This is a genomic window from Porticoccus hydrocarbonoclasticus MCTG13d, from assembly GCF_000744735.1.
In the GTDB taxonomy this organism is placed as follows: domain Bacteria; phylum Pseudomonadota; class Gammaproteobacteria; order Pseudomonadales; family Porticoccaceae; genus Porticoccus; species Porticoccus hydrocarbonoclasticus.
In genome coordinates this window covers 1,657,417-1,683,410 of the sequence record NZ_JQMM01000001.1, presented here as the reverse complement: position 1 = coordinate 1,683,410, position 25,994 = coordinate 1,657,417, and the positions used below count along the sequence as shown (strand labels likewise).

Below are 25,994 nucleotides of genomic sequence, written 5' to 3'. Positions count from 1 at the left end.
TTCAGCGTACATCAGTGCTTGTTAAAGCATCACTTCCGTGGAAGAAAGTTTAGCGGATTGACCGGTTTACCTTTTTGGCGAATCTCAAAATAAAGTCTTTTACTATTCGCGGGATCTCCACCCACTTCTGCAATCTTTTCTCCCCCTTTAACCATTTGCCCCTCTTTAACAAAAATTTGCCGGGAATGTGCATAAGCACTGAGAAATTCCTCACTGTGCTTGACGATAATGAGCTCCCCATAACCACGCAGACCACTGCCTGAATAAACGACCACACCGGGTGCTGCAGCCACGACTGCCTGGCCGGAATGACTCTCTATATCAACTCCCTTGAACAACTCTGTACTATTGAAGTATCGGATCACCCGTCCTTGCGTAGGCCACTGCCAGCGCCAGACTGAAGGTAACGATTCAGGGAGCTTAGGGGCTGGTTTAGTCACTTTAACTGGCGACGGAGAACCTTTTTTTTCTGCCGAGGCAGAAACAGTCGCTTTTTTTGGTTGTTTTTTTACCGGAGGAGCGGCTCTGACAATCGGTGGGAGGCGATTGGTGTCCAACATTAGACGCTGACCACGGTAAATGGTATAGGGTGGCGACAGCCCATTGGCGCGAGCAAGTTTTTCAAGATCCTTTTCATATCGCCAGGCAATAGCAAATAGCGTCTCGTCACTGGACACCACATGAAAGTTGATTTTCTGGCTGGGCGGTGGCGGACGCTGGTCCACTGGTGCCGGTGGCGGGGCATGGCATGAGGATACCAGGAAAAATCCAACACTGAGGAGAAAAAAACGCAGTCTAATACCTCGGCAAGACGGATAGATCAAACGCTCACTCCCCCTTCTAATGTCACACCTCTCGATTCAGAGTTTTTTGCGCTGCTGGCCACCAAGATATTCCAGGCCAAGAACCAAAAGCAAGCCCGCGACCATCCAGAGTGTTGCCATCAACGTCTTGGGGTCCAAACCTGTCACACGGGCAAATTCTGCCGGCAGCAACAATCGGGACGATAAGATGGTTTCACGGCCACGGCTATCAATGATCACCTCCAGTGTCTCCCGCCAGGGCCAGACGATATACAGCGAGCCAAGAAGGAATCCGGTCAACAGGGCAATGGTGCACGAATGATAATGGCGCAAAAGCCATGACAGGAAGCGAGAAAAAGCCATCAGGCCTGTCACGCACCCCAGCATGAAAATCAATAAAATCTGCCATTGAAAACCGCTGATCGCGTCAATCATGACGGGATACATACCCAACAGCAGCAGGATAAAACTACCGGAAACACCCGGCAGAATCATCGCACAAATGGCAATGGTTCCCGCCATAAAAACCATCAGCCAGTCGGTGGATCCCTGGATCGGGGGAGCCAACGAAATACCGAGGGCCATTAAGGTTCCCATCCATAAAAAAATCCATTCCGGCCATCGTAGACGGGGCAACTGACGAAATATATAAACAATGGACGCGACAATCAGACCAAAGAAAAAAGACCAGACCAGGATTGGCTGACTCTCCAGAAGATGGCTAACCAGTGAGGCAAAAGACGCAATGCTCAGTAGAATGCCACTGAATAGTGCCAGCAGGAAATTGCCATTAATGGCCCGCCAGAACGCGGTGGGGCCCTCGTTTTTCAGCAACTTCAGTGAGTGGAGATTAATCGAGCGGATTGAGTTCAGTAAGTCTTCATAAATACCGCTAATGAAGGCAATCGTTCCGCCGGAAACCCCGGGCACGACATCTGCGGCTCCCATCGCCATACCTTTCAGGAAAAGCAACAGCCAGCGTTTAAATAAAACCATCGAAAAGCCCGGAAAGATTAACGGCTGAGGCCACTGAGCAAGGGCACAAACCGCACCTGCTCAACTACTCGCTCTTCAAAATTTATGCTATCCCCTTGCCGAGTAATAACCCGTAATTCCTGAACCTCTCCTGAGCCAACAGGAATAACGAGAATACCATCGGGAGCTAATTGATGTAGCAGTTCATCGGGCACTTCGTTCGGGGCCGCCGCACTGAGAATGCCATCGTAAGGTGCATTTTCGGGCCAGCCAAAACCACCGTCACTGTGAGATAGTCGCACATTTCTAAGCCCAAGCAGGCGCAACCGAGCCCGCGCTTTATCAATCAGCGGTTTAATTCGCTCAACACCGTAAACCTGGTCGACCAGCTGGGCAAGAATCGCTGTCTGGTAGCCGGAGCCAGTGCCAATCTCAAGCACCTTACGACGCGGCCCCAGAGATAAGAGCAATTCTGTCATCAGCGCAACGATGTAGGGCTGGGAAAGGGTTTGCCCATAACCTATCGGGAGCGCCGTATCTTCGTAGGCGCGATGAGACAGTGCTTCGTCGAGAAATAAATGACGGGGGGTTACACGCATCACATCCAGGACTTTCTGATTCGATATACCCTGCTCCTTGAGTCGCTGGATAAGGCGTTCGCGAGTCCGCTGAGAGGTCATACCAATACCACCTAGCTCAATCGAATTCACCCTTCCACCCCTGATAAAAATAAAATCGAACTATACCACAGCGCTCAAATGGCGCCATCGCCGCAAATCGGTCGAAGTGTCACCAGCTCTCGCAATACCGAAGTGGCAAAACAACCCGAGGGCAGCTCAAATGACAACTCGAGGTCAACGTGGTCGCCACGGTTCAACCATCGGAACTGCATATTGGAAGGTGTTAGTAGCAAGGATCTCCTCTCCTGCTGCAGTCCGCTGTATTCCAGTGAATTCGTCCAATCACCCCACGAGGAAAGAACCTGACCTTCGAGCAACTGAACTGATTGAGGCGCTGCACTCCGTCCGCGCCCCCAAAGCGGGCCTTCGGGGACAGTTTCTCCAGCCATTGTCGACTTCCAGTGCTCCAACCTCACCCTTTCAGCCAACACCAGATTAAACAGGTAGGCACGGGCCGCCGACAGATAGATCCCGTCAATGGAGGATCGCTGCCTTCTGCGGCCACTGTGCTGCTTTTTGTTGGAAGGGGTATCACCCCACACCGACAACAATCGGTTGGCTTCGACAAGATTGCCAGCGGCCCAACCAAAACGCTGTTCTCCAAAATAATTCGGGACACCATTCACGACCTGCTGCAGGGAATGCTCCAGTGCAGAAATGTCCCCTTCAACTTGCCGCAACCGGATAACAAACCGATTGCCCGCATGTTGCCCCCGCCGCAACTTTTTAGGGTGCCGACACTTTGCAAGCACCTGACAACCTTCCAGTATAGGTAGTTGCTCGAGACTTTCCGGTAATTTGCCGGGTAGATGTACACTGAACCACTGCCGGGTCACAGCGCGCCGGTCTTTCATACCACAGTGACCCACAGCCATGTCATCAACACCAAAATGCTCCGCCAGCAATCCGGCTACCCAGCGTGTGTTTTGACCCCGTTTTTCTACATAGAGGCAGAGATGCTCACCCTCGCCCGACAACTCAAAACCTAGTTGCTCCGTCACTTGAAAGTCTTCGGGGACACTGCGAAACAGCGCGCTGGCCGAGGGCGGAGCAATAGCATAAGGGAATTCGAGGGAAAACTGTCGGCTGTTCATATTATCTCGGGGCACGGTTTGGGTGGCGGCAAGTTTACAGCCCACTCCGGGCAACACAAAGATAAATGGCTGCTGTTCACACGTGCCTGGAGAGAGCGTGCATAAACTGATTCGCACCGATAGGGAAATCGCTTTACCCGCATCAATATTGTTGGCAGTTCGCGGAAATGCTGAAGCAACAGGTGATGAATGATGGTTGGACGACGTCTAAATACAGGTCATCGGGTAGATGCTGTCTGACCACCGCTTTAGGTTAGAGCGGTTGGCCTGACGATGTGGTCAAGCAGGACCACTGCCTGGCAGCCAATCCCCTCGCCACGCCCCTCAAAACCGAGTTTTTCCGTGGTAGTGGCTTTGATATTTAACTGACTGCGATCACAATCAAGATCCTGGGCGAGATTGGCAAGCATCGCCTCAAGATGCGGAGACATTTTTGGGGCCTGGGCAACAAGGGTGATATCGGCGTTAATCATACGATAGCCTTTTTTTGCCACCAGTGATTTAACCAGTCGCAGTAACCCCCGACTATCCGCATTGCAATAGCGGGAGTCAGAGTCGGGGAAGTGCTGCCCGATATCACCGAGCGCCGAGGCACCCAGAAGGGCATCACACAATGCGTGAATCAGCACATCACCATCTGAATGCGCAATCAGTCCATGACCAAAGGGGATGGTCACGCCACCTATAATAATATGATCGCCCACGCCAAAGGCGTGAACATCGTAACCCTGACCTATTCTCATATCATGGCAACTCCAATCCCCCGGACTGTCTCGAGGACTCGTTCTGAAATTTAATAATGGCCTCAGCTATGGCCAGATCTTCGCGCCGGGTAATCTTGATATTGTCGCTACTACCCTCGACGGCGAGAGGACAATGGCCGAGTTTCTCAACTGCAGATGCCTCATCAGTCGGCTGCCATTGCTGTCGATAGGCCGAGTTTAAACTCCAGCTGAGCAAACCATAACGAAACATTTGCGGCGTCTGAGCGAGCCACAGATCAGCGCGGCTGACAGTCGCACTTATCCCCGCCTGCTGATCAACCTGTTTTACCGTATCACTGACGGGCACCGCCAATATGCCACCAACAGTGTGCGTTTTCAGGGCGGCCATCAACTTGTTGATATCCGTGACACGGACACATGGCCTTGCCACATCATGCACCAGCACCCAGTCATCCACGTGTGCCTCGCGCTGAAGGCAGTCCAGTGCCAGCCTGACGGAATCCGAGCGCTCTTTTCCACCATGCACAGTGCGGATACGGGGGTGCGAAAAGACGGGCAATCGCCTCCACTGACTATCGGCTGGATGAATTGCTACAACGACAATCGATTGATCAATCTGCAGTAGGCGTTCAAGGGTATGTTCGATCACCGTTCGACCCGCCAGCATCTGGTATTGTTTTGGGAGTATCTCGCCAAAGCGTCTACCCTGCCCTGCCGCTGGCACCACAATCCAATTAGTGGCCATTTTACTGCCCCGACAGCAGGAACATAGGCTGGCAACAAAACCATTGGGAAGAAAAAAGGTGATGAATCACTGATCTTCCTTTTCAACGACCATATAAAACGTCTCACCTTCTTTAATCATGCCAAGATCTTTTCTGGCTCGCTCTTCAATACTGTCAAAACCGTCTTTCAGGTTGGCAACCTCATTTTCCAGAATACTGTTTCTCAGTTGCAGTCCCTGATTTTCCTGACGCTGTTGTTCAACTTGACGCTGCAGCATCAACTTTTTAGAGAAACCGCCCTCACCCAACCACAATTGATATTGGAGAACGGCAAGAAGACCTGTGAGAACAATTAGGAGCCAGCGCATGACGGGATTCTACAGAACAAAATAAACGGCGTCAGCGGAAAGCTGCTCGCTCTCCAATGACGACTGGCCAACCAATCCACTCAATCAGTTGCAAGGAAATATCGACATCATCAGAGTGCAACCCGTCTATTACTGACGGTCCGGTCTTATTTTCGTGGGACAAATGGCATAATGCTGAGCATGCAGGGGGTGCACTGACAAGCTCAGATCGCGGATTGAAGATATAAAAAAGGGATAGCCACAAGGCTACCCCTTTTCGCTCACTGTCGACCGAGTCAGACTTTGAATTCGGCGCGGCCATGATAGGGGGCCAGACTGCCCAGTTCAGCCTCTATACGCAACAAACGATTATACTTGGCGACTCGATCGGAACGGCACAAGGAGCCGGTTTTGATCTGACCTGCTGCCGTGGCCACTGCCAGATCGGCAATAGTCGTATCCTCGGTCTCACCCGACCGATGAGAAATAACGGCAGAATATCCAGCATTCTTGGCCATTTTTATGGCGTCCAGTGTTTCGGTGAGCGACCCGATCTGATTGAATTTAATCAAAATGGAATTTGCCACGCCCAGCTCAATCCCTTTCTTCAGAATTTTGGTATTGGTCACGAACAAATCATCGCCGACCAGTTGCACACGGCTGCCCAACTTTTCAGTCTGATATTTCCAGCCATCCCAGTCAGATTCATCCTGCCCGTCTTCGATGGATATAATCGGATAATGGTCACAGAGCTCCGCCAGAAAATCGCTGAACCCCTCGGAGCTATAAACCTTTCCTTCGCCGGACAGGTTGTACTGACCATCCCGATAGAATTCCGACGCGGCGCAATCCAGCGCCAACGTGACATCGTCACCCAGTTTGTAACCCGCTGCCTGCACAGCCTCCTTGATGACGGCCAGTGCTTCCGCGTTCGAGGATAGGTTAGGCGCAAAACCACCTTCATCACCAACCGCTGTATTCAATCCTTTGCTGCTGAGTACTTTTTTGAGCGAATGAAATATCTCTGCACCAACACGTAATGCTTCCGTGAATGTTTTTGCCGAAACAGGCTGTATCATAAACTCCTGAATATCTACATTGTTATCGGCATGCTCTCCACCGTTCAGGATGTTCATCATCGGCACAGGCATGCTGTAGCATCCAGCCGAACCATTCAATTCAGCAATATGAGCATAGAGCGGGATACCACGGGATACTGCTGCCGCTTTAGCAGCAGCAAGAGACACGGCCAGAATGGCATTTGCACCGAATGTCGACTTGTTCTCGGTGCCATCCGCATCAATCATCAATTGGTCCAGCTCCCGTTGCTGGCTGGCATCTTTGCCCAGCAGCAAAGTGCGAATAGGGCCGTTAACATTCTCCACCGCCTTCAACACGCCTTTACCCAGATAACGCGACTTGTCGCCATCGCGCAGCTCCAGCGCCTCCCTTGAACCAGTAGAGGCGCCGGACGGTGCACAGGCACTGCCAACACTGCCATCGTCCAGAGTGACATCAGCCTCGATAGTAGGGTTGCCCCTGGAGTCGAGTACTTCATAGGCGCGAATGTCAGAAATTTTAGTCATAGCTGTTTCCTCAAAAGATGACAACCGTAGTCAACCTGTTCCACACGGAGATTAAACACACCGGGCGCGACTAGACGATAGTCAGTTCAGGCTGTGATTTGATCAGATCATCAATGGCTTTTATTTGTTGCAAGAAAGGTTCAAGGGCATCCAGCGGCAATGCACTGGGACCATCACAGCGGGCCCGGTCCGGATCGGGGTGTGCTTCCAGAAATAAACCAGCCAGACCAACGGCAATACCGGCCCGCGCCAGTTCGACAACCTGATGGCGACGGCCACCGGACGCGGCGCCCATGGGGTCACGACACTGCAGGGCGTGCGTGACGTCAAAAATAACTGGCAATCCCTTGGCCACGTTTTTCATGGTGCGAAAACCCAGCATATCCACCACCAGGTTATCGTAACCAAATGTGGAGCCTCGCTCACAAAGCATCACCTTGTGATTGCCGCACTCCTTGAATTTCTCTACGATATTGCCCATCTGGCCTGGGCTAAGAAATTGCGGTTTCTTGATATTGATCACGGCGCCCGTTACCGCCATGGCTTTCACCAGATCCGTTTGTCGCGCCAGAAAAGCCGGCAACTGAAGAATGTCACAAACCTCCGCCACAGGACCCGCCTGAGTAATCTCGTGAACATCGGTAATCAGGGGCACACCAAAAGTTTCTTTAATTTCCTGAAATATCTTTAACCCTTCATCGAGCCCGGGACCACGAAAGGAATGGATTGACGAACGGTTCGCCTTGTCAAATGAAGCCTTGAAGACATAGGGGATACCCAGTTTTTGGGTAACGGTTACATAGGTCTCTGCGACACGCAAAGCGAGATCGCGGGATTCCAGTACATTCATCCCCCCAAACAGAACGAAAGGCCGGTTGTTTGCAACAGGGAATCCTCCCACCTCAAGAGAAACACTGGATACACTCACAGGTCAGTTTTCTCCAGTATGGGTCAATGCCGCTTTCACAAAACTACTGAACAATGGGTGACCATTACGAGGTGTGGAAGTAAATTCCGGATGGAACTGACAAGCAAAAAACCACGGGTGTTCTGGAATCTCTATCGTTTCCACCAGGGTCTTGTTTTCAGACCAGCCACCGACCTGCATGCCGGCATCCTGAAGTGTTTGAACATATTTGTTATTCACCTCATAGCGATGACGATGGCGCTCAAATATCACATCCGCCCCATAAATTTCCTGTGCCATGCTGCCTGGCACGAGATAACTGTTCTGGGCACCGAGCCGCATGGTGCCACCCAGATCCGAATCTTCATCGCGCACCTCAACTTTGCCGTCAATGTCGATCCACTCTGTGATCAGACCGATAACCGGATGAGGCGTATCGCGGTCAAATTCTGTGCTGTTTGCTCTGGCCAGACCGCAGACATTGCGGGCAAACTCAATCATGGCCACCTGCATACCAAGGCAAATACCCAGGTAGGGAATTTTGTGCTCTCGGGCATACCTGACGGCCTTGACTTTGCCCTCAACACCACGGATTCCAAAACCACCTGGCACCAATATGCCATTGACACCGGTCAGCAACTCCAGATCATTGTCGAGATCCTCGGAGTCAATGTAACGAACATTCACCTTGGTCTGGTTACGGATACCCGCATGAATCAACGACTCATTGAGAGACTTGTAGGCATCCAGAAGCTCCATGTATTTGCCAACCATGGCAATGGTCACCTGATGTTTTGGGTTGAGCTGATTCTCTACCACCCAATCCCAGGAACTGATATCAGCCTCACTGTATTCCAGATGAAGTTTCTCCATCACGATTTGATCGAGGCCGCGACGCTGTAAATCTCTGGGGATGGCATAAATCGTTCGCGCATCCAGCAACGGCACCACAGCTCTCTCTTCCACATTGGTGAAGAGAGAGATCTTTTTGCGCTGTCCTTCATCCAGCTCAACTTCGCACCGACACAGTAAAATATCCGGTGACAGACCTATGGAGCGCAATTCTTTGACGGAGTGCTGGGTCGGTTTGGTTTTTGTTTCCCCCGCCGTTGCGATATAGGGTACCAGTGTCAGATGAATAAGGATCGAACGACTGGAACCCAGCTCCAGCTTCAACTGGCGAACGGCTTCAAGGAAGGGCTGTGATTCGATATCGCCGACCGTGCCACCAATTTCCACAATGGCAACATCGACACCTTCGCCACCGGCCAGCACCCTGCGTTTAATCTCATCCGTCACATGGGGGATAACCTGAACAGTGCCCCCCAGGAAGTCCCCACGGCGTTCGCGACGCAGAATTGTTTCGTAGACTTTGCCGCTCGTGAAATTGTTGCGCTTGTTCATCTTGGAGGAGAGGAAGCGCTCGTAGTGACCGAGGTCTAGGTCTGTTTCAGCACCATCTTCAGTGACAAAAACCTCGCCGTGCTGAAACGGACTCATAGTGCCGGGATCAACATTGAGATAGGGATCGAGCTTCAGGATAGTGACACTGAGGCCATGGGCCTCCAGAATCGAGCCCAGTGATGCCGAAGCGATACCCTTCCCCAAGGAAGATACAACACCGCCGGTAACAAAAATATAACGTGTCATTTAGACCCTTCCGAACATTTTGGATACTGCGTCAAGAATGCCGAACTCATACCAAGCAGAGCAGGTATGCTTATGAAAAATAGAGCGATTTTTTATTCAATCAGGAGATGATTCAGAGTGACGCCCACCGGTTTCGAGATGGGGAATCAGACTACCAGAAACCCTTGAACCGCTCAATGAAATATTACGATCTGAAGTCCCACTGCACCGAGCATCCCCGCTCATCCGGGGACACCTGAAAGCCCTCGCAAACCCACAAATCTCCAACTGCCACTAACACATCATCGCGATAGAGCAGGGGTACCCGGCCACGCAACCAGGGCTCCAGACCATACTCCTGAAACAACTTCTTGAGTGTATTGGATGCGCCGCGCCCGACCGGCTTGCAGCGTTCACTACCATTGCGAAAACGCACTTCAAAGTTATCAATATCTGCCTTCAACCTGATTCCACGTCCCTGCTCCAGGCAAAAACTCAATGTGCTCTTATCTGGCAAGTCCAACGTGCCCCTGCCATCCCATTGAAGCGAGACCGGTAAATGGTCAGGGATATCGGGGTCCCCGGGCAGCAAAAAAAGACGGCGCTGGTACCGGCGCAACTGAATGCCCGCCCAGCTTACCAGCGGTTCGGCATCAGCTTTTGCAGGCAACAACTCGTGAAGTACAGCATCAATGATTTTATGACCCGGCTGTGCCAGATCATGTCGGCTCGCCCAGTGTCGCAACAGGTTTGCCTGGCGCAACTCATCAAAAGACATCAATGCCTCGAGACTGATACTCCACCCCAGCCGTTCCCTGTGTTCATAGACGGCTATCAAATCCTGTGCTGCCAGCATATCGGATAACTGATCACTCTCACGACACAGTCGGGCGCTGTGGGCGACCCTTGTGGCATAGTCCGGCCAGTGCTCAGCCAGAGCCGGGATCACTTTGTGGCGCAGAAAGTTGCGGTCAAAGGACACATCTTCATTGCTCTCATCTTCTATCCAGACCAATCCTTCAGTAAGGGCATATTGCTCCAGGTCCGATCGGGAGAAAGGTAACAGTGGTCTCAATAACTCTGCATTACCCAAGTGGCGCGAGGCAGGCATTCCGGCCAGGCCTCTCGGCCCACTGCCTCGCAGCAGCCGATAGAGCACTGTTTCAACCTGGTCATCGGCATGGTGACCCAGCAGCAACAGGGAATCCTGTGGGAGAAGTTTTTCAAAAGCCCTATAGCGGGCAGTTCGGGCTGCCTCCTCAACACCCTGACCGCTCACAATGACAGAAGCCTGCTCGATGCTTAAGGCCACTCCGAGCCCATCACAAACCTTCTGACAATGCTGTTCCCAACTTTCCGCATTTGCCGATAACTGATGATTGACATGAATGGCACTGACCGCATTTTCCCCCAAAAGCCTGACGAGCGACACGAGTAGAACATGAGAATCGAGACCACCGCTATAACCTACATAGCAATGGCTGGCCCCGCGCAGCCTGGGCAAATAGGAAACAAGGAGGTCTGGGATATAGGTCATGATTGAGATCTGTGGAAGTCAGTTCCCTACGTTAATGGCTACCGTCAGCCAAGGCAAGGCTACCGAATATGGCACTATGGGCAATTTCACCATATTCCTGTCTGGCAGATGAACACTGGCAACGATAAGCGAGCTTGCTAGTCTATACTTTTACAGAGACGTAAATTTTTATATGGTTTACGTTGGGTTAGAGGTATCTCCCTATGTCTGCCAATTATTCACAAAAAGAAGAGAGCAAGCCCCCGAAAAAAGGGCAAAAACTCTACAAAGGCGAACTAACCGTCGATGCTTTGCGGGATGAAAACGATGCATTCCGGGGTACCGGGGGCATCAGCGAAGAAAGCCGGATCTGGGGTTTCAAACCGGCGTTTTACGATATGGAAACTGCCACGGTTCATCCCTCAAAATTTCCCAACGGCAGCGAAGCACCCATGCATGTTCTGGACGGTCTGCCCGCCGAGCTGATTGTCTCCCGCCAGAAAAATGGCAAAGTCAACTCGGTGAAACCCGGCGTAATCTCGGGCTTCGTCCAGAAGGATCGTTTTTATACCCGAGAGCAGGCCGCCTTGGCCACCGCACAAATGCGTGATCGCACACAGATGCTGAGCAACCCGGAACAGCACAATCAACTGTTGTCGGTCTGGGAAAAGTTTGTCGTCGACCAATCTTATCCAAGTGATTTTATCAGGCCGGTGGTCGAGGATTCCTGGCGCCGTTGCCAACAATCACATATTGATCCGGAGTTACAACATGCACCATTGATAGGCGATAATAGTGTGCTTGAATATCGTCGCTTTCTACAGACAGATCTCATGCGTGCTGCCCAACCTATTATGAAGCGTGCTTCAGAGGTGTTGTTTCGCTCGAACAGCCTTATCCTTCTTGCCGATTCAGAGGGGCTCATTCTCGATATTCATGCGGATGACAATGTGCTGAGTCATGCCAGCGACATCAACTTGATTCAGGGTGGGGTCTGGGATGAAAAAACGGCGGGGACCAATGCGATCGGCACGGCATTGGCAGCAGCCGAACCTGTTCAGCTGTATGGTGCAGAACACTTCTGTGCAGGTATCAAGCACTGGACCTGCTCCGCAGATGTTATCAGGGATCCGCACGATGGCCGGGTGTTGGGAGCGGTCGACTTATCCGGACTGACGGACAGCTATCAGAGCAATGCCCTGGATTTTGCCATTATGGCTGCGCGACTCATTGAGTCCAATCTGGCTAAGGAGTATTTTAAATCCCGTAACCACGTTATAGAAGCGACCAAGACCATGTTCTTGGGCTGGAAAACCGAAGGGTTACTGGCCTTTGATCGACGGGGTCGACTGGTAAAAGCCAACAACCAGGCACATACCACGCTAAAAATACTCGGAGCAGACCTGGTGCTCACCCCTCAATGTAGGTTGCCGGCACTGGATCTAGAAATGCCGGATGCCCCCGCCCATACACCTTCTTGGCTTCTCGAACAGTTACGCCTCCCCATAGAATTGAGAGGGCAAAGGGTTGGCACACTGGTTGTGCTCTCCGCCCACCACAAATAACTGATACTACGCTCCGATCCACCAGGAGAGAGTTGCCCAATATAATGCCTTTATGGTGAATAATATTTTCAGGGGTTCCCGTAACCCATCAGCCTCTCATAGCGCTTTTCCAGAAGGGCATCTATGGGTGTCTCCAATAGTTGATCAACTTGCTGGGATAACCGCTCCCTGAGCGTATTGGCCATTGCCTCAATATCCCGATGAGCGCCACCCATTGGCTCTGGGATGGTTTCATCAATGATGCCCAGTTCTTGCAATACAGAGGATGTTACACCCATCGCTTCAGCGGCATCCGGGGCCTTGGCAGACGTTTTCCAGATAATATTGGCACATCCCTCAGGCGAGATCACAAAATACGTAGCGTATTGCAGCATGTTCAGGTAATCACCAACACCAATCGCCAACGCACCACCAGAGCTGCCTTCACCGATAACCGTGCAGATAATCGGTGTTTTAAGACGTGACATTACTGCAAGGTTTTGAGCGATCGCCTCACTGATACCGCGTTCTTCAGAGTCTATACCGGGGTATGCCCCCGGCGTGTCAATCAATGTCAGTACAGGCATTTTAAAGCGTTCAGCCATCTCCATCAGGCGCAATGCCTTGCGATAACCCTCCGGTTTTGGCATTCCGAAATTGCGATAGACTTTCTCTGTCACACCGCGACCCTTCTCCTCGCCGATAACCATCACCGGTTTGCCGTCGAGACGGGCAACCCCTCCGACAATGGCTCTGTCATCGCCAAAGTGCCGATCACCATGCAGCTCCTCAAACTCCGTAAAAATCCGACTGATGTAGTCCAGGGTGTACGGGCGCTGGGGATGACGGGCCACCTGTACAATCTGCCACGCCGAAAGGTCGGAATAGATCTTCTCTGTCAACCGCCGACTTTTATCACGGAGTTTGGCTACCTCGTCGGTAATATTCAGCTCGTTGTCATTGCCAACCAGCTGCAACTCTTCAATCTTTGCTTCAAGTTCTGCAATGGGTTGCTCAAAATCGAGGTAATTGAGATTCATAGATTTTTTGTCCGTGGAATTGGATTACAGCCATCTCTGGGCAGACATACGGCAATTGTAATGGCAGCGGGAAGTTATGCATACCCGGCTAGAATCGGAGATGAATGCCATTGTTACCCAACAACTCCCTCAATTTGTGCAACAAATCGTCCTCCGGCGATACCGCCCAGTGCTCCCCCAGCATGATTTCTCCCGAGGCGGTACTCGATTGATAGTTAATTCTTACCGGGCAGCTTCCATCACGGAACGGCAACATAATGTTAGCCAGTTGATCGAGACAGGTACTCCCAAGTTTCTCCTGATTGATATCCAGGGAAATGGCCTTGAGATAATTGACCCGAGCTTCAAAAAGGTTCCTGACATGATCCGCCCGCATTTTCAGGCCACCGGTGTAGTCGTCTTCAGCGACCTGACCTTCAACCACCAACAAAGCATCCTTCTCAATTTTATCCCGATGGGCTTTGTAGGCATCAGCGAAGATGGCCACTTCAATGCGCCCACTGCGATCATCCAGTGTAATCACAGCCATATTGTCTCCCCGCCGGGTTTTAATGACCCTCATACCGACCACCAGGCCGGCCACCAGTTGACTCTTCTTGTCTGGTTTAAGATCGGCTATGCGGCTGTGCACAAAATGCTTCAACTCCTCCAGGTATTCATCAACCGGGTGCCCGGTAAGATAGAGACCCAGCGTTTCTTTCTCACTTCGCAGGCGCTCCTTGGCACTGAGCCCCCGCTGCTGTTGAAAGCTCTGATAACCAATTTCCGGGGCACTTTCACTGGGTGTGTCACCGAATAGATCTGTCATGCCGGAATCTGTATTACGGGAATTTTGCTCAGCCATTTTCACAGCTTCTTCACTGGCTGCCAGCATCACTGCCCGGCGATAGCCGATCTCTCCTGTTGGTCCTATGGCGTCCAAAGCCCCGCACCGTATTAAAGCCTCCAGGGCTCGCTTATTGAGCTTGTGGCCATCAACGCGGGCACAAAAATCAAACAGGTCGCCGAACGAGCCGCCCTCCTCCCGCGCAGCTATAATGCTGTTGACTGGCCCCTCACCAAGCCCCTTGATGGCGCCGAGCCCATAAATCACTTCATTGTCATCAGAGACAGTAAAGGCAAATCGACCGCGATTGACATCCGGTGGTAACACAACGAGATCCATCGCCCGACATTCATCAATCAAGGTCACTACTTTGTCGGTATTCTGCATATCGGCTGACAACACTGCCGCCATAAATTCTGCCGGATAATGGGCTTTCAGCCACGCCGTCTGATAGGCCAGCAAAGCATAAGCGGCGGAGTGAGACTTGTTAAAACCGTAACCGGCAAACTTTTCAACAAGATCAAAAATCCTCACTGCAAGTTCGGGATCTATTCCCTGCTGACGGGCACCCTCTTCAAAAATACTGCGCTGCTTGGCCATTTCTTCGGGCTTTTTCTTGCCCATGGCGCGGCGCAACATATCAGCACCACCCAGCGTGTATCCAGCCAGCACCTGCGCGATCTGCATGACCTGTTCCTGGTAGACAATTACACCGTAAGTCGGACCCAGCACAGGCTTCAGCGACTCATGCTGAAATTTTGCATCCGGGTAGGCCACCTGGGCTCGACCGTGCTTGCGATTGATGAAATCATCCACCATGCCCGACTGCAGTGGACCGGGCCTGAACAGTGCCACCAACGCGACAACATCCTCAAAACAGTTCGGTTCCACCCGCTTGATCAAATCTTTCATTCCCCGGGATTCAAGCTGAAACACCGCAGTCGTTTCTGCACGCCGCATCAATCCATAGGTTGCCGCGTCATCCAGCGGAATTGCGTCAATAGCAATGGGGAGTTCACCGACCTTTGCCAGACGTTGATTGACCATTTTGATGGCCCCGTCAATAATGGTCAGTGTTCGCAAACCGAGAAAGTCAAATTTCACCAGCCCCGCTTTCTCTACATCATCCTTGTCAAACTGGGTTACCAACCCCTCACCGTTTTCATCGCAATACAGTGGCGCGAAATCTGTCAGAGTGGTTGGCGCGATCACGACACCGCCGGCATGCTTACCAACATTGCGGGTGACGCCCTCAAGCTGAAGCGCCATCTCCCAGATTTCCTGAGCTTCTTCATCACTTTCAAGAAACTCTCGCAGGACCTCCTCCTGAGCAACCGCTTTTTCCAAAGTCATACCTATATCCGGTGGAATCATTTTTGATAGCTTATCTGCCAGGCCGTAGGCCTTTCCCTGCACGCGCGCCACATCGCGAACAACTGCTTTGGCCGCCATGGTGCCAAATGTGATGATCTGGGAAACCGCATCCCTGCCATAGCGATCCGCCACATAGGCAATCACCCGATCGCGATTGTCCATACAGAAGTCAATATCAAAATCGGGCATCGATACCCGCTCGGGGTTGAGAAATCGCTCAAACAGCAGGTCGTATTCAAGCGGATCGAGATCCGTGATGCCCAGCGCGTAGGCCACCAGTGAACCAGCGCCGGATCCCCGTCCCGGGCCTACCGGAATATCGTTATCTTTGGCCCACCGGATAAAATCCATGACAATCAGGAAATAGCCGGGAAAACCCATCTGGATGATGATATCCAGTTCAAAGCGCAACCGGTCAAGATAGACTTGACGTTGAGACTGATAATCCGGAGCAGACGGGTCCAGCAATCTGCCCAGACGTTTATCCAGACCGTCGAAGGAGACCTTTTCGAAAAAACTGTCCTCCGTCATACCCTCTGGAATCGGGTAATCCGGCAAAAAGTGCTCACCCAGTTTTAAATCCAGCGTGCAACGTTTGGCAATCTCAACACTGTTTTCCAGCGCTTCCGGTAAATCGGAAAACAACTCGGCCATTTCTTCCGGCGAACGCAGGTATTGTTGGTCACTGTAACGTCGCTCCCGACGAGGATCACCGAGTACTCGGCCCTCACCAATGCATACCCGTGCCTCATGGGCTTCAAACTGCTCACTGTCAAGAAAGCGGACATCGTTCGTTGCCACAACAGGACACTGGTACGTTGTGGCAATGGGTAACAATTCATGAATAAAATTTTCCTCATCCGGCCGACCGGTTCTGGTGAGCTCCAGGTAAAATCGATCCGGGAAATCGGCAAGCCAGCCCTGCAGCAACTCTTTGGCATAATCCGACTTACCTGAAAGTATGGCCTGGCCCACATCGCCCTGGCTACCTGACAGAACAATCAGGCCCTCACTTGCCTCACTAATCCACTGGCGTTCAACATAGGGAACACCCCGGTGCTGCCCCTCCTGAAAGGCTCGTGAAATAAGCTTGGTCAGATTGCGGTAGCCCTGTTGATTCATTACCAGCAATGTGAGGCTCGCGGGCAATCCATCGGGAACCGGACTGCTCATCTGCAAATCTGCTCCGCAAATGGGTTTAACACCGACGGCCTGAGCTGCCTGATAAAACTTGACCAGTCCGTAAAAGTTGGTGACATCCGTCAATGCGATTGCGGGCATGCCCAGCTTAACCACCTGTTGCACCAGCGGCTTGATCCTGACCATTCCGTCAACCAGCGAATATTCACTGTGCAGGCGGAGGTGCACAAACGATGTTTTCACGTTGAATATTCTCTCCTCTGTTTTGATGGGCACTGACTTCGAACTCTAATCGTCTTCAGGACCCAGATTTACTGGAATTTGGTTTGCGCTTGGCGGTTTTGGGAATTCTGACCTTATGGATAACCTGTGCATCTGCTTCATCACACTGTTGAGTCGCCGCACAACGCAGCTCATCCAGAGACCGTTGCCAACAGTCTTCCATAAATTGGGGATCGGGCAGAATGTCCCTGTCTGACTGGAATGAGACGCTGATGCGACCGTCGTAGCTCACAGCGTTAAACATCAATGTCAGCCCTTCCAGCAATGGCGCCAGCGCAGACACATAGACCAGCTTCGCCCCTCGCATATAAAGTGGCCATTGTGGGCCCGGCACATTGGTCATGACACAGTTGCCGATCCCCGCCAGTGTTTTTCGCGACAAATGGCTGTGCGTAGCCATGCCAATACCCAGAGCCAAGGTAAAGGATGGCATGTGCCGAGTAATGTCGGTCATATCTTTTGCTCCCTGAGCTTCCTCAAGAGCAGCGCTGGTAGACGTATCCCACTGAATCGCTTCAAGCCTCTCCAGTGGGTCAACGACCTGCGTATGTAACGGCGGTGTCATCACCGCCATGGTTTGTTTGCCTTTGCGGTCTCTTTTATTCTGCCTGACCGGAACTATTGCACGCAGGGAGTGATACGGTAGCTCGTCCTTGTCCTGCAGGTAATGATGCAATGCGCCCCCGCACAGGGCCAGCAATACATCATTGACGGTGGCACCATTAACTGCGCGCTTGATGGAGCGAATATCCTCAAGGGAAAAATCCACACCACCGAATACCCGGTGAGGGCTCACGTGATCCCGATTAAAACGGGTTTCAGGCCTCACAACCGTTTCCTTCGGCTCCATATCCTGTCTCAGGGCTTTCGCGAGCAGTTTTTTGCCGAATGCCGGTAGCATGTTGATCAGATCAAAGCTGGTTTCAAAATTATGCCGGGTATTATTCACCAGAGTATTGACCAGCAGTGTCCCCAATTTCGGCTTTGGCTCTGGCTTCCATTGCCGTTCTACAACTTCTCTATCCGGTTCCGGCGATTTGTCATGGAACAAGCCAGCCAGGTCAATGGCTGCCGCACCATCCACAGCACAGTGATGAATTTTGGTATAGATAGCGAACGAGCCCTTGGGCATTGAGGGAATGTTGTCCAGACCTTCTATGACATACATCTCCCACAAGGGCCGGGACATATCCAGGGGCCGGGAGTGCAATCGGGCAGCGAGGATGCAGAATTGTCGCCAATCCCCAGGCTTTGGTAACGCAAGATGCCGAACATGGTATTCGAGATCAAAATTTTCATCATCCACCCAGTAGGGATGATCCACATCCAACGGCATTCTCATTAAGCGGGAGCGGAAGACATGTGATATGTCCAGGTGCTCCTCGATATGTTGCAGGATACTTTTGAAACGAACCGTTCCGGTTTCAGCAGTGGATTGATCATAAATATAGAGCAACCCCAAATGTCCGGGTGTAGAGGGTGTCTCAGCGTAGAGATAAACCGAATCGTGACCACTTAACTGTTTCATTGAAATTCCCGTATTAAAGCCAATATATCAACTGGGTATTGACCAGCGATAGTCATAGGGATTTTGCGGTCAGACAAGCACTTCTTTTGTAGGCTATTGCCACTTTCCAACCAAATAGGTGGCGGGAGGAGTCAGGCCTGCCTGACTCTAGAAATAAAATTACGGTGGTTACCTAACTTGCGCACTGCCCCCCTAGCATAGCAAAAAAACCCGCTTCGCAGAGTCCGGCTGCCGATCAACCTGGGAAGGTTCACTGACGATCAGGTCAACACGTCCTGACGGGCTGACAACAAACTTTTTACCGGTTCAAAAGATTTTCGATGAATTAGGCAGGGGCCCAGCAAAACAATAGCCTCGCGGTGCGCTCTGGTCCCGTACCCTTTATGGGAGGCAAAACCGTACCCGGGAAAGGCCTGCTCCGCCAGACACATTTCAGCATCGCGACAGACCTTTGCCAATATAGATGCTGCGCTGATTGCCGGAACTTTATCATCACCACCGACCACGGCTTCAGCCGCATACTCCCAGTCCGGGAGCCGGTTTCCATCAACGGCCACATACTCCGGTTTCAGTGTCAGACCATCGACTGCCCGCACCATGGCCATCAAGGTAGCGCGAAGAATATTGTATTTGTCAATCTCGTCCACAGAGGCTCTGGCGACATGCCAGCTGAGAGCTTTTTCCCTGATCTCTTCAGCCAACTGGTTTCGACGGTTAACAGAAAGCTTCTTGGAATCGGCCAGACCAGCCACTGGCTTTCGGGGATCGAGAATCACGGCAGCCGTAACAACGTCGCCTGCCAGTGGCCCTCGACCAACCTCATCGACCCCGGCCAGCAATTTCCCCCGATAACGCAGCTGGTAGCCAGTCATCGTCCGCGGTTCTCCAACAGGCCCACTAATGCCTGCGCCGCGGCTCGATTGCCGCCGTGGCAAAGTGTTTGGTGAAGCTCAGCAAAGCGGTGCTGCAGCGCTAGAACTTTTTTCTCGTCCAGGAAATACGTCAACACGGCTTCGCTTAGATTATCCACAGTGGCATTATCCTGAAGCAGCTCCGGTACCAGTGTTTCCGATGCAAGCAAATTCGGTAACGACACCCAGGGGACTTTCAGCATTCGGGAAACCAGCGCATACGTCCATTTACCCAGACGGTAGCTCACTACCATGGGCTTATTGAGCAACATCGCTTCTAACGTCGATGTACCGGACGACAACAACACAACATCTGCCGCTGCCATGGCCAAATGAGATTGGCCATCAAGCAACGTGACTGACATCGTAGGATATTTATTCAATAGGCCATTTAACTGTTCCAGACGATCATGGCTGGCAGCGGGGACAATCAGATGTAAATCGGGCAATTGCCGGCGACAGCTTTGCGCCACCTCAAGGAACAGTCGACCCAGGGAATCGACTTCAGAGGCCCGGCTACCCGGCATCAGCGTCAATATAGGCCCGGCTTCCGGAAGGTTAAGCCACTTGCGAGCCTGGATGGTGTCTGTAACCAGGGGAATTTCCTCGGCGAGAGGGTGGCCCACAAAAACCACCGGGACATCATGCTGTTTGTAGAAATCAGCTTCAAACGGCAGAAGTGTCAGCATTAAATCCACTGCACTGGCTATTTTTTTTACCCGGCCCTGACGCCAGGCCCAAACGGAGGGGCTGACATAGTGCGCCGTCAACAACCCTTGTTGTCTGAGTTTTTTTTCAAGCCCCAGGTTAAAGTCCGGAGAATCGATACCCACCACCAGATCAAACCGGTTGTTGGTAAAGTGTTGATAGAGATGGCGACGTATACCCAGTAATTCAGGCAACCGTTTCAGTGGCTCAATGAAGCCCATAACCGACAGACGGTCCATAGGGTATAAAGAGCGGAAACCCTCGGACAACATTTTATCGCCACCGATGCCCTCAAACTGTGCCTCCGGGTAGTGTAATTTTAAAGACCTGATGAGGCCCGCACCCAATTGATCGCCGGATGACTCCCCGGCAACCAGTCCAATTTTAAGGGGTGATGACATGGGCTAACGAAGAATACCGCGTGAAGAGGCGCGAACAGAATCAACCAGTAGTTTTACAGCAGGCTGTTCCCTGGCCAGTGTGTCCAGTAAACCAATGGCTTCCTGTAGACCATACCCCTGCCGGTAAAGAATTTTGAAAGCCTGTTTGATGGCCGCAATCGCTGCTCTGTCAAAACCGCGCCGTTTCAGACCTTCTACATTGATGGTTTTCGCCTCAGCTGGTGAACCAGCTGCCATGACATAAGCGGGCAAATCCTGGGTTAGGTAGGCGGCAGCGCCGGTAAAGCTATGGGCACCAATGGACACGAACTGGTGGATCAGAGCGTAACCGGAAATAATCGCCCAGTCACCCACGTGGACATGTCCCGCCAAAGACGCATTATTTACCAGAATACAGTTATCACCTACAACACAGTCGTGGCCTATATGCACATAGGCCATCAACAAGTTATTGCTTCCAATTGAAGTTAGGCCCTCGTCCTGAACGGTACCCCGATGGATAGTCACGCCTTCCCGAATGGTGTTGTTATCACCAATTACCAGACGGGTCGGTTCACCTTTGTACTTCAGGTCAGGCGTATCTTCGCCAATCGTGGAAAACTGAAAAATTCGATTGTTTTCGCCAACCGTAGTCAGGCCCCGAATCACCACATGGGAATGAATCACCGTACCAGCCCCGATAATGGTATCGGGGCCAATCAAGGTCCAGGGGCCCACATGGACTCCTTCACCCAACACAGCGGAGGGGTCAATAATGGCGCGGGGATCAATGAGGGACATAAGCTAATACGTTTTCAGGGCGCATAAAATCGTCGCCTCGCAAGCCAGTTCACCATCAACTGTTGCTCGGCATTTAAATCGCCAGATTGTCCGCTTGACGGAATCAACTTGCGCCTCAAGCATCAATCTGTCCCCCGGAATCACTTGCCGTTTGAAGCGGACCCCATCAACACCGGCGAACAAATACAGTGCGTTGTCATCCGCATATTTGTCCTCAGTTACGAACCCCAACACACCGGCAGCCTGAGCCATGGCTTCAATAATCATCACGCCGGGAAAAATCGGCACGTTGGGAAAATGCCCGTTAAACACTTCTTCGTTAGCGGTAATATTTTTGTAGGCAAGAATCCTCTTCCCGGGATCAAGCTCTACCACCCTGTCGATCAGTAGGAAGGGGTAACGGTGCGGCAACCGCTTCTTTATTTCAGTAATATCCATCAGCTTTTCTCAATATTCTACAGGGCGACAATAACAGTGGCGGCTATAATTTTTTTTCCAGCTGCCTGACTCGCTGAGCCAGGTCATCCAGTTGATTGAACCGAACTGCATTTTTTTTCCATTCACGGGTTTTACTAAACATTGTGCCGGATGAATATGAACCTGGCTCAAGGAGCGATTTTGTCAGTATGGTTCCACCGGTTAAATGGGAGCCATCACAGAGTGTGATATGGCCCACACAACCGGCTCTGCCGGCAAAGGTACAGTTTTTTCCGATAGTTGTACTGCCTGATATGCCGGTAAAGGCTGCCATGGCAGTATTTTCGCCCACCTGAACGTTATGAGCTATCTGAACGTGGTTATCTACAATAACACCATCTTTAATAACCGTATCAGCAAGTGCACCACGATCTATGGTAGTACAGGCACCTATTTCGACATTGTTGCCAATCACAACACCACCAAGCTGATGAATTTTGATCCAGCGCCCCTGATGTTGAGCAAAACCAAAACCATCCGCGCCGATAACGGCACCACTGTGAACCGTAACAAAATTCCCCAGGACAACACTGTGATAGATACTGACATTACCGGCAATTCGGCAGTTTTCGCCAATCGCGACGTTGTTATCGATAATGGTACCGGCGCCAACCCGGGTATTGGCTCCAATTGTCACCCCTTCACCAATCACCGCAAGCGGACCAATCGCTGCAGTCGGATCGATATTGGCACAGTTCGCTACAACGGCACTGGAATGGATGCCAGGGACAGCAACCGGTGCGCGATCAAATAACGCAGTCGCCAATGCGTAACCAAGATAAGGGTTAGTCACAATCAGTTTTTGCCCGGAGTAGTATTCCACCATTTCCGGGCTCAGGATAACGACCCCGGCCTTTGTTCTCTCCAAGTCCTGGCGATAGGCGCTATTTGCAAGAAAAGCCAGTTCATTCGTATCCGCCAGCCGGAGTGTGCTGATACCGGAAATGCGAAAATCGTTGTCGCCGCAAACATCGGCACCAATATGCTCGGCGATATCCTTTAGAGAATAACTGACTGTCACCCTCAAGAGCCCTCTATTTGATGATCAACAAACTTACTTTGTCTTTTTATTCAACCGATCAGTGAGCTTGTCTGTGATATCCAGTGAGGGAGCCGCTGTGACCACAGCCTCGGCGTTAATCAATAGTACGATTCCCTCCTCATCGACGACCTCCTGAAGTGCCTCAGCGGCTTTTGGGCGCAATTCCTGGACAATACTGTTCTGTAGATCTTTTTGGTCCGCCTTGATTTTTCGGGTTATCAGCTCCAGGTCGGCACGGTAGTATTCCATTTTCTTCTGTGCCTCTTCTGCTTGCTCCTGTGACCAGGTCATGCTTTTGCTGTCAACTTCCTGTTTCAGTGACTTCATGTCGGCAACCGTACTCTCATATTTTGCTTCAAGACCGGCGTAATCCGACTCACCCTGCTTCTGTTTCAGGCGGGCTTTGGCCACATCAGTACCGAAAATTGCCCTGCCAAAATCCACAATGGCAATATTCCCCTCCGCGGCATTTCCCTCAGCCGAAAATGCAGAAACGCTAAACAGGGCAACTGTGATAATGAATAACTTTTTAACTACACGCACATCAATTCTCCATTCGTTTTAATGAAATTGTCAGAAAGTCTGCCCGAGCTGAAACTGGAAGACTTCACGCTCATCCTCTTCACCAGCATTCAATGGGAAGGCAATACTGGCCGTTATGGGCCCGAAGCCACTGATCCAGGTACCACCAATCCCCACCGAATAGCGGAGTTCACCGATATCCGGTTCCTGACAGAAGTCTTCATCCCTGTCACCGCAGTCAGTATCAAAAACATTACCCGCATCAAGGAAAAAGGCCGCCTGCAAAGATCGCTGGTCCTTGATAAAGGGAACAGGGAACATGACTTCTACACTGCCGGCAACCAGTACATTACCACCAAAGGGATCATCATCAGTTTCACAGGTGCTCAGGTCATTAGCATCTGCGCAATTGAAAGGATTTACCGAGATATCTCGTGGGCCAAGTGTATTGTTCTTGTAGCCGCGCACTGAACCATTGCCACCACCGTAGTAATGTTTGAAGAAGGGAAATACCGAGGTACCGCCATAGCTCTCACCATAACCTACATCTGCTCTCAGCCGCATGGTAAGTGAAGAAGTCAGTGGGCGGTAATGTTGCCCTGCATAGGATGCCTTGTAATATTCCAGATCACTTCCGGGAATAGCCAGCTCTCCCGTCACCCTGTGAGAAGTCCCCGTGGTTGCGAGCCGACCACGGTTGAGGGTGGAATAACCCCAGGATAGACTGGTTGTAAAAGTGTTAAAATCTTCGCCGTTCCGGTCAATAAATTCCTTTACGCCTTCAGAGGCAAATGCCCCCTCATCAATTTTCAGGTTTTCGAAGCCAAGGCCAAAACCGACGCTTGAAATTTCGGATATGGGGTAGCCAAACGTCAGGTTGCCACCAAAGCTGTCCGTGGTGAAACTGGACAGATTCACCTCACCATAATCGGTCTTGCGGTAAAAAACACCAAACCCCGCAGAGATTCCATCCCGGGTAAAATAGGGGTCGGTGGCACTAAAAGAGAAGTTGGTGGAATATTGACTACGGTTGACACCTATTCCGACATTATTGCCGGTACCGAGAAAATTGCGCTCCTGAATATTGCCACCGATCACCAAACCGTAGGTTTGTGCAAAACCCAGACTCGCGCCAATACTTCCCGACGGCTGCTCTTCGACAGTGTAAACCACATCAACCTGGTCATTCGTGCCAGGTACCTGCTGCGTATCTACGTTCACTTCTTTAAAAAAGCCGGTACGATTCAGACGGGTTTTGGACTGCTCTATTTTCCTGGTCGAGGCAGATGCACCCTCCATCTGCCGCATCTCACGACGCAAGACTTCATCCATGGTTTTAGTGTTGCCACGGAACTCAATCCGTCTCACATAAGCACGCTTACCGGGATTGACAAAGAATGTCACAGTTGCGGTTTTGTCATCCTCATTAATTTCTGGAGAACCATTGACCTCTGCAAATGTGTAGCCCTCATTTCCCAAACGCTGCGTAATGAGCTCTGATGTATTGGTCATCGACACTTGGGAAAATGTCTGTTCCTCCTTCAGCATGATGAGACGGCGAATTTCCTCCTCGGACACAATCAGGTCGCCGGCCAGCCTGATTTCATCCACCGTATAAACATCACCCTCATTGATATTCACTGTAATAAAGACCGATTTTCGATCCGGACTGATGGTGACCTGCGAGGATTCAATACTAAACTTCAGATAACCGCGATCAAGATACCAGGATTCAATCCGCTCAATATCACCAGCCAGTTTTTCCCTGGAGTATTTGTCATCGCCAAACATCCAGGAAAGCCAATTCGTGGTTTTCAGCTCGAACAATCCCAGCAATTGATCCTTTTCAAAAGCGCGATTACCAACAATATTGATTTTTTTGATTGAAGCGACTTGACCTTCGTCAACAACAATATTGATAGCAAGACGATTTCTTGGCATTTCCTGGAGATCAGTAGTCACTTTCGCGCCATATCTACCCTGTGACACATACTGACGTTCAAGCTCTTGGGACATCCCTTCAAGAATGGATTGACGGAATATTTGTCCCTCGGCCAGACCATTATCCCGCAGTGCTTTTAGCAGCTCTTCTGTTGGTATCGCCTTGTTACCCTCCATGGTTATTTGGGCGACAGCCGGACGTTCCTTAACAGAAACAATCAGAATGCCGCCATCTCGCGATATACGAATATCATCAAAATAGCCTGTGCGGAAAAGCGCCCTCGTGGCACGACGTACCGTATCGTCATCGACCAGATCGCCTACACTGAGCGGCATCGAGGCAAACACAGTGCCCGAGGACACCCGCTGCAAACCATCGATACGAATATCTTCGACCTGAAACACTTCTGCTCGAACCGAGACAGCCAGAAAAAAAAGGCACAACAATAGATAAAAGTGTTTCATTGGAGACTGGTTTTCTCTCGATTCTT

The 25,994-nt window shown here is 51.3% G+C and carries 22 protein-coding genes; 1 reads left to right on the top strand and 21 read right to left on the bottom strand.

What is annotated here, in order from left to right:
* Positions 1–29: 29 nt before the first annotated feature.
* The 11 genes from U740_RS08050 to tilS all read right to left on the bottom strand — a co-directional run bounded on the left by U740_RS08050 (position 30) and on the right by tilS (position 11,008).
* Positions 30–677, bottom strand: a complete 648-nt coding sequence (locus U740_RS08050; RefSeq protein ID WP_152556809.1) for a peptidoglycan DD-metalloendopeptidase family protein — start codon at positions 675–677, stop codon at positions 30–32.
* Positions 678–860: 183 nt separating this feature from the next.
* Positions 861–1,799, bottom strand: coding sequence for a DUF368 domain-containing protein (locus U740_RS08045; RefSeq protein ID WP_036860116.1), 939 nt, complete (start codon positions 1,797–1,799; stop codon positions 861–863).
* 17 nt (positions 1,800–1,816) lie between these two features.
* A complete protein-coding gene (locus U740_RS08040) occupies positions 1,817–2,458 on the bottom strand; it encodes a protein-L-isoaspartate(D-aspartate) O-methyltransferase (protein WP_200877111.1) in 642 nt (213 codons plus the stop codon).
* Between the two features lie 74 nt (positions 2,459–2,532).
* Positions 2,533–3,552: a tRNA pseudouridine(13) synthase TruD gene (gene truD, locus U740_RS08035; RefSeq protein WP_036861663.1), complete on the bottom strand. Its 1,020-nt coding sequence runs from the start codon at positions 3,550–3,552 to the stop codon at positions 2,533–2,535.
* Between the two features lie 248 nt (positions 3,553–3,800).
* On the bottom strand, positions 3,801–4,295 hold the full coding sequence (gene ispF, locus U740_RS08030; RefSeq protein WP_036860114.1) for a 2-C-methyl-D-erythritol 2,4-cyclodiphosphate synthase: 495 nt from the start codon (positions 4,293–4,295) through the stop codon (positions 3,801–3,803).
* A gap of 1 nt (position 4,296) precedes the next feature.
* Positions 4,297–5,022 carry a 2-C-methyl-D-erythritol 4-phosphate cytidylyltransferase gene (gene ispD, locus U740_RS08025; RefSeq protein ID WP_036860113.1) on the bottom strand — a complete coding sequence of 242 codons (726 nt, stop codon included), beginning with the start codon at positions 5,020–5,022 and terminating at the stop codon, positions 4,297–4,299.
* A gap of 66 nt (positions 5,023–5,088) precedes the next feature.
* A complete protein-coding gene (gene ftsB / locus U740_RS08020; RefSeq protein WP_036860112.1) occupies positions 5,089–5,370 on the bottom strand; it encodes a cell division protein FtsB in 282 nt (93 codons plus the stop codon).
* Positions 5,371–5,645: 275 nt separating this feature from the next.
* Entirely contained in the window at positions 5,646–6,935 is a 1,290-nt protein-coding gene (gene eno / locus U740_RS08015; RefSeq protein ID WP_036860111.1) for a phosphopyruvate hydratase, read from the bottom strand.
* A gap of 70 nt (positions 6,936–7,005) precedes the next feature.
* Positions 7,006–7,863 (bottom strand): 3-deoxy-8-phosphooctulonate synthase, encoded by an 858-nt coding sequence (kdsA, locus tag U740_RS08010; protein ID WP_036860110.1) that lies wholly within the window; start codon positions 7,861–7,863, stop codon positions 7,006–7,008.
* Between the two features lie 3 nt (positions 7,864–7,866).
* Positions 7,867–9,492 carry a CTP synthase gene (locus tag U740_RS08005; protein ID WP_036860109.1) on the bottom strand — a complete coding sequence of 542 codons (1,626 nt, stop codon included), beginning with the start codon at positions 9,490–9,492 and terminating at the stop codon, positions 7,867–7,869.
* A 184-nt stretch (positions 9,493–9,676) separates the two neighbouring features.
* Positions 9,677–11,008: a tRNA lysidine(34) synthetase TilS gene (tilS, locus tag U740_RS08000; protein WP_051921302.1), complete on the bottom strand. Its 1,332-nt coding sequence runs from the start codon at positions 11,006–11,008 to the stop codon at positions 9,677–9,679.
* 203 nt (positions 11,009–11,211) lie between these two features.
* Between tilS and U740_RS07995 the strand changes: the two genes are divergently transcribed.
* A complete protein-coding gene (locus U740_RS07995) occupies positions 11,212–12,552 on the top strand; it encodes a sigma-54-dependent Fis family transcriptional regulator (protein WP_051921301.1) in 1,341 nt (446 codons plus the stop codon).
* A gap of 68 nt (positions 12,553–12,620) precedes the next feature.
* Here U740_RS07995 and U740_RS07990 read toward each other — a convergent pair whose 3' ends face one another.
* From U740_RS07990 to bamA, 10 genes are all read right to left on the bottom strand, one after another.
* Entirely contained in the window at positions 12,621–13,571 is a 951-nt protein-coding gene (locus U740_RS07990) for an acetyl-CoA carboxylase carboxyltransferase subunit alpha (protein WP_036860108.1), read from the bottom strand.
* A gap of 88 nt (positions 13,572–13,659) precedes the next feature.
* Complete coding sequence (gene dnaE, locus U740_RS07985) at positions 13,660–17,154, bottom strand: DNA polymerase III subunit alpha (RefSeq protein ID WP_036860107.1); 3,495 nt, start codon at positions 17,152–17,154, stop codon at positions 13,660–13,662.
* A 55-nt stretch (positions 17,155–17,209) separates the two neighbouring features.
* Positions 17,210–18,721, bottom strand: coding sequence for a wax ester/triacylglycerol synthase family O-acyltransferase (locus tag U740_RS07980; RefSeq protein WP_051921300.1), 1,512 nt, complete (start codon positions 18,719–18,721; stop codon positions 17,210–17,212).
* A 260-nt stretch (positions 18,722–18,981) separates the two neighbouring features.
* Positions 18,982–19,593 (bottom strand): ribonuclease HII, encoded by a 612-nt coding sequence (rnhB, locus tag U740_RS07975; protein ID WP_036860106.1) that lies wholly within the window; start codon positions 19,591–19,593, stop codon positions 18,982–18,984.
* Positions 19,590–20,741, bottom strand: a complete 1,152-nt coding sequence (gene lpxB / locus U740_RS07970; protein ID WP_036860105.1) for a lipid-A-disaccharide synthase — start codon at positions 20,739–20,741, stop codon at positions 19,590–19,592. The genes rnhB and lpxB overlap by 4 nt, the downstream gene beginning before the upstream one ends.
* 3 nt (positions 20,742–20,744) lie before the next feature.
* Positions 20,745–21,521: an acyl-ACP--UDP-N-acetylglucosamine O-acyltransferase gene (gene lpxA, locus U740_RS07965; protein WP_036860104.1), complete on the bottom strand. Its 777-nt coding sequence runs from the start codon at positions 21,519–21,521 to the stop codon at positions 20,745–20,747.
* 3 nt (positions 21,522–21,524) lie between these two features.
* The gene (fabZ, locus tag U740_RS07960; protein WP_036860103.1) at positions 21,525–21,962 is read right to left on the bottom strand and encodes a 3-hydroxyacyl-ACP dehydratase FabZ; all 438 of its coding nucleotides are present in this window, start codon (positions 21,960–21,962) and stop codon (positions 21,525–21,527) included.
* A gap of 40 nt (positions 21,963–22,002) precedes the next feature.
* On the bottom strand, positions 22,003–23,019 hold the full coding sequence (lpxD, locus tag U740_RS07955) for a UDP-3-O-(3-hydroxymyristoyl)glucosamine N-acyltransferase (protein ID WP_036860102.1): 1,017 nt from the start codon (positions 23,017–23,019) through the stop codon (positions 22,003–22,005).
* 33 nt (positions 23,020–23,052) lie between these two features.
* Positions 23,053–23,583, bottom strand: a complete 531-nt coding sequence (locus U740_RS07950) for an OmpH/Skp family outer membrane protein (protein WP_036860101.1) — start codon at positions 23,581–23,583, stop codon at positions 23,053–23,055.
* 30 nt (positions 23,584–23,613) lie between these two features.
* Positions 23,614–25,968 (bottom strand): outer membrane protein assembly factor BamA, encoded by a 2,355-nt coding sequence (bamA, locus tag U740_RS07945; RefSeq protein ID WP_036860100.1) that lies wholly within the window; start codon positions 25,966–25,968, stop codon positions 23,614–23,616.
* Between the last annotated feature and the right edge of the window lie 26 nt (positions 25,969–25,994).

What these genes read in the sequence shown, in the direction of transcription:
- U740_RS08045 (WP_036860116.1), bottom strand. Translation starts at nt 1,799, where the DNA reads ATGGTTTTATTTAAACGCTGGCTGTTGCTTTTCCTGAAAGGTATGGCG.
- U740_RS08040 (WP_200877111.1), bottom strand. Translation starts at nt 2,458, where the DNA reads ATGACCTCTCAGCGGACTCGCGAACGCCTTATCCAGCGACTCAAGGAG.
- truD (WP_036861663.1), bottom strand. Translation starts at nt 3,552, where the DNA reads ATGAACAGCCGACAGTTTTCCCTCGAATTCCCTTATGCTATTGCTCCG.
- ispF (WP_036860114.1), bottom strand. Translation starts at nt 4,295, where the DNA reads ATGAGAATAGGTCAGGGTTACGATGTTCACGCCTTTGGCGTGGGCGAT.
- ispD (WP_036860113.1), bottom strand. Translation starts at nt 5,022, where the DNA reads ATGGCCACTAATTGGATTGTGGTGCCAGCGGCAGGGCAGGGTAGACGC.
- ftsB (WP_036860112.1), bottom strand. Translation starts at nt 5,370, where the DNA reads ATGCGCTGGCTCCTAATTGTTCTCACAGGTCTTCTTGCCGTTCTCCAA.
- eno (WP_036860111.1), bottom strand. Translation starts at nt 6,935, where the DNA reads ATGACTAAAATTTCTGACATTCGCGCCTATGAAGTACTCGACTCCAGG.
- U740_RS08005 (WP_036860109.1), bottom strand. Translation starts at nt 9,492, where the DNA reads ATGACACGTTATATTTTTGTTACCGGCGGTGTTGTATCTTCCTTGGGG.
- tilS (WP_051921302.1), bottom strand. Translation starts at nt 11,008, where the DNA reads ATGACCTATATCCCAGACCTCCTTGTTTCCTATTTGCCCAGGCTGCGC.
- U740_RS07995 (WP_051921301.1), top strand. Translation starts at nt 11,212, where the DNA reads ATGTCTGCCAATTATTCACAAAAAGAAGAGAGCAAGCCCCCGAAAAAA.
- U740_RS07990 (WP_036860108.1), bottom strand. Translation starts at nt 13,571, where the DNA reads ATGAATCTCAATTACCTCGATTTTGAGCAACCCATTGCAGAACTTGAA.
- U740_RS07980 (WP_051921300.1), bottom strand. Translation starts at nt 18,721, where the DNA reads ATGAAACAGTTAAGTGGTCACGATTCGGTTTATCTCTACGCTGAGACA.
- rnhB (WP_036860106.1), bottom strand. Translation starts at nt 19,593, where the DNA reads ATGACTGGCTACCAGCTGCGTTATCGGGGGAAATTGCTGGCCGGGGTC.
- lpxB (WP_036860105.1), bottom strand. Translation starts at nt 20,741, where the DNA reads ATGTCATCACCCCTTAAAATTGGACTGGTTGCCGGGGAGTCATCCGGC.
- lpxA (WP_036860104.1), bottom strand. Translation starts at nt 21,521, where the DNA reads ATGTCCCTCATTGATCCCCGCGCCATTATTGACCCCTCCGCTGTGTTG.
- bamA (WP_036860100.1), bottom strand. Translation starts at nt 25,968, where the DNA reads ATGAAACACTTTTATCTATTGTTGTGCCTTTTTTTTCTGGCTGTCTCG.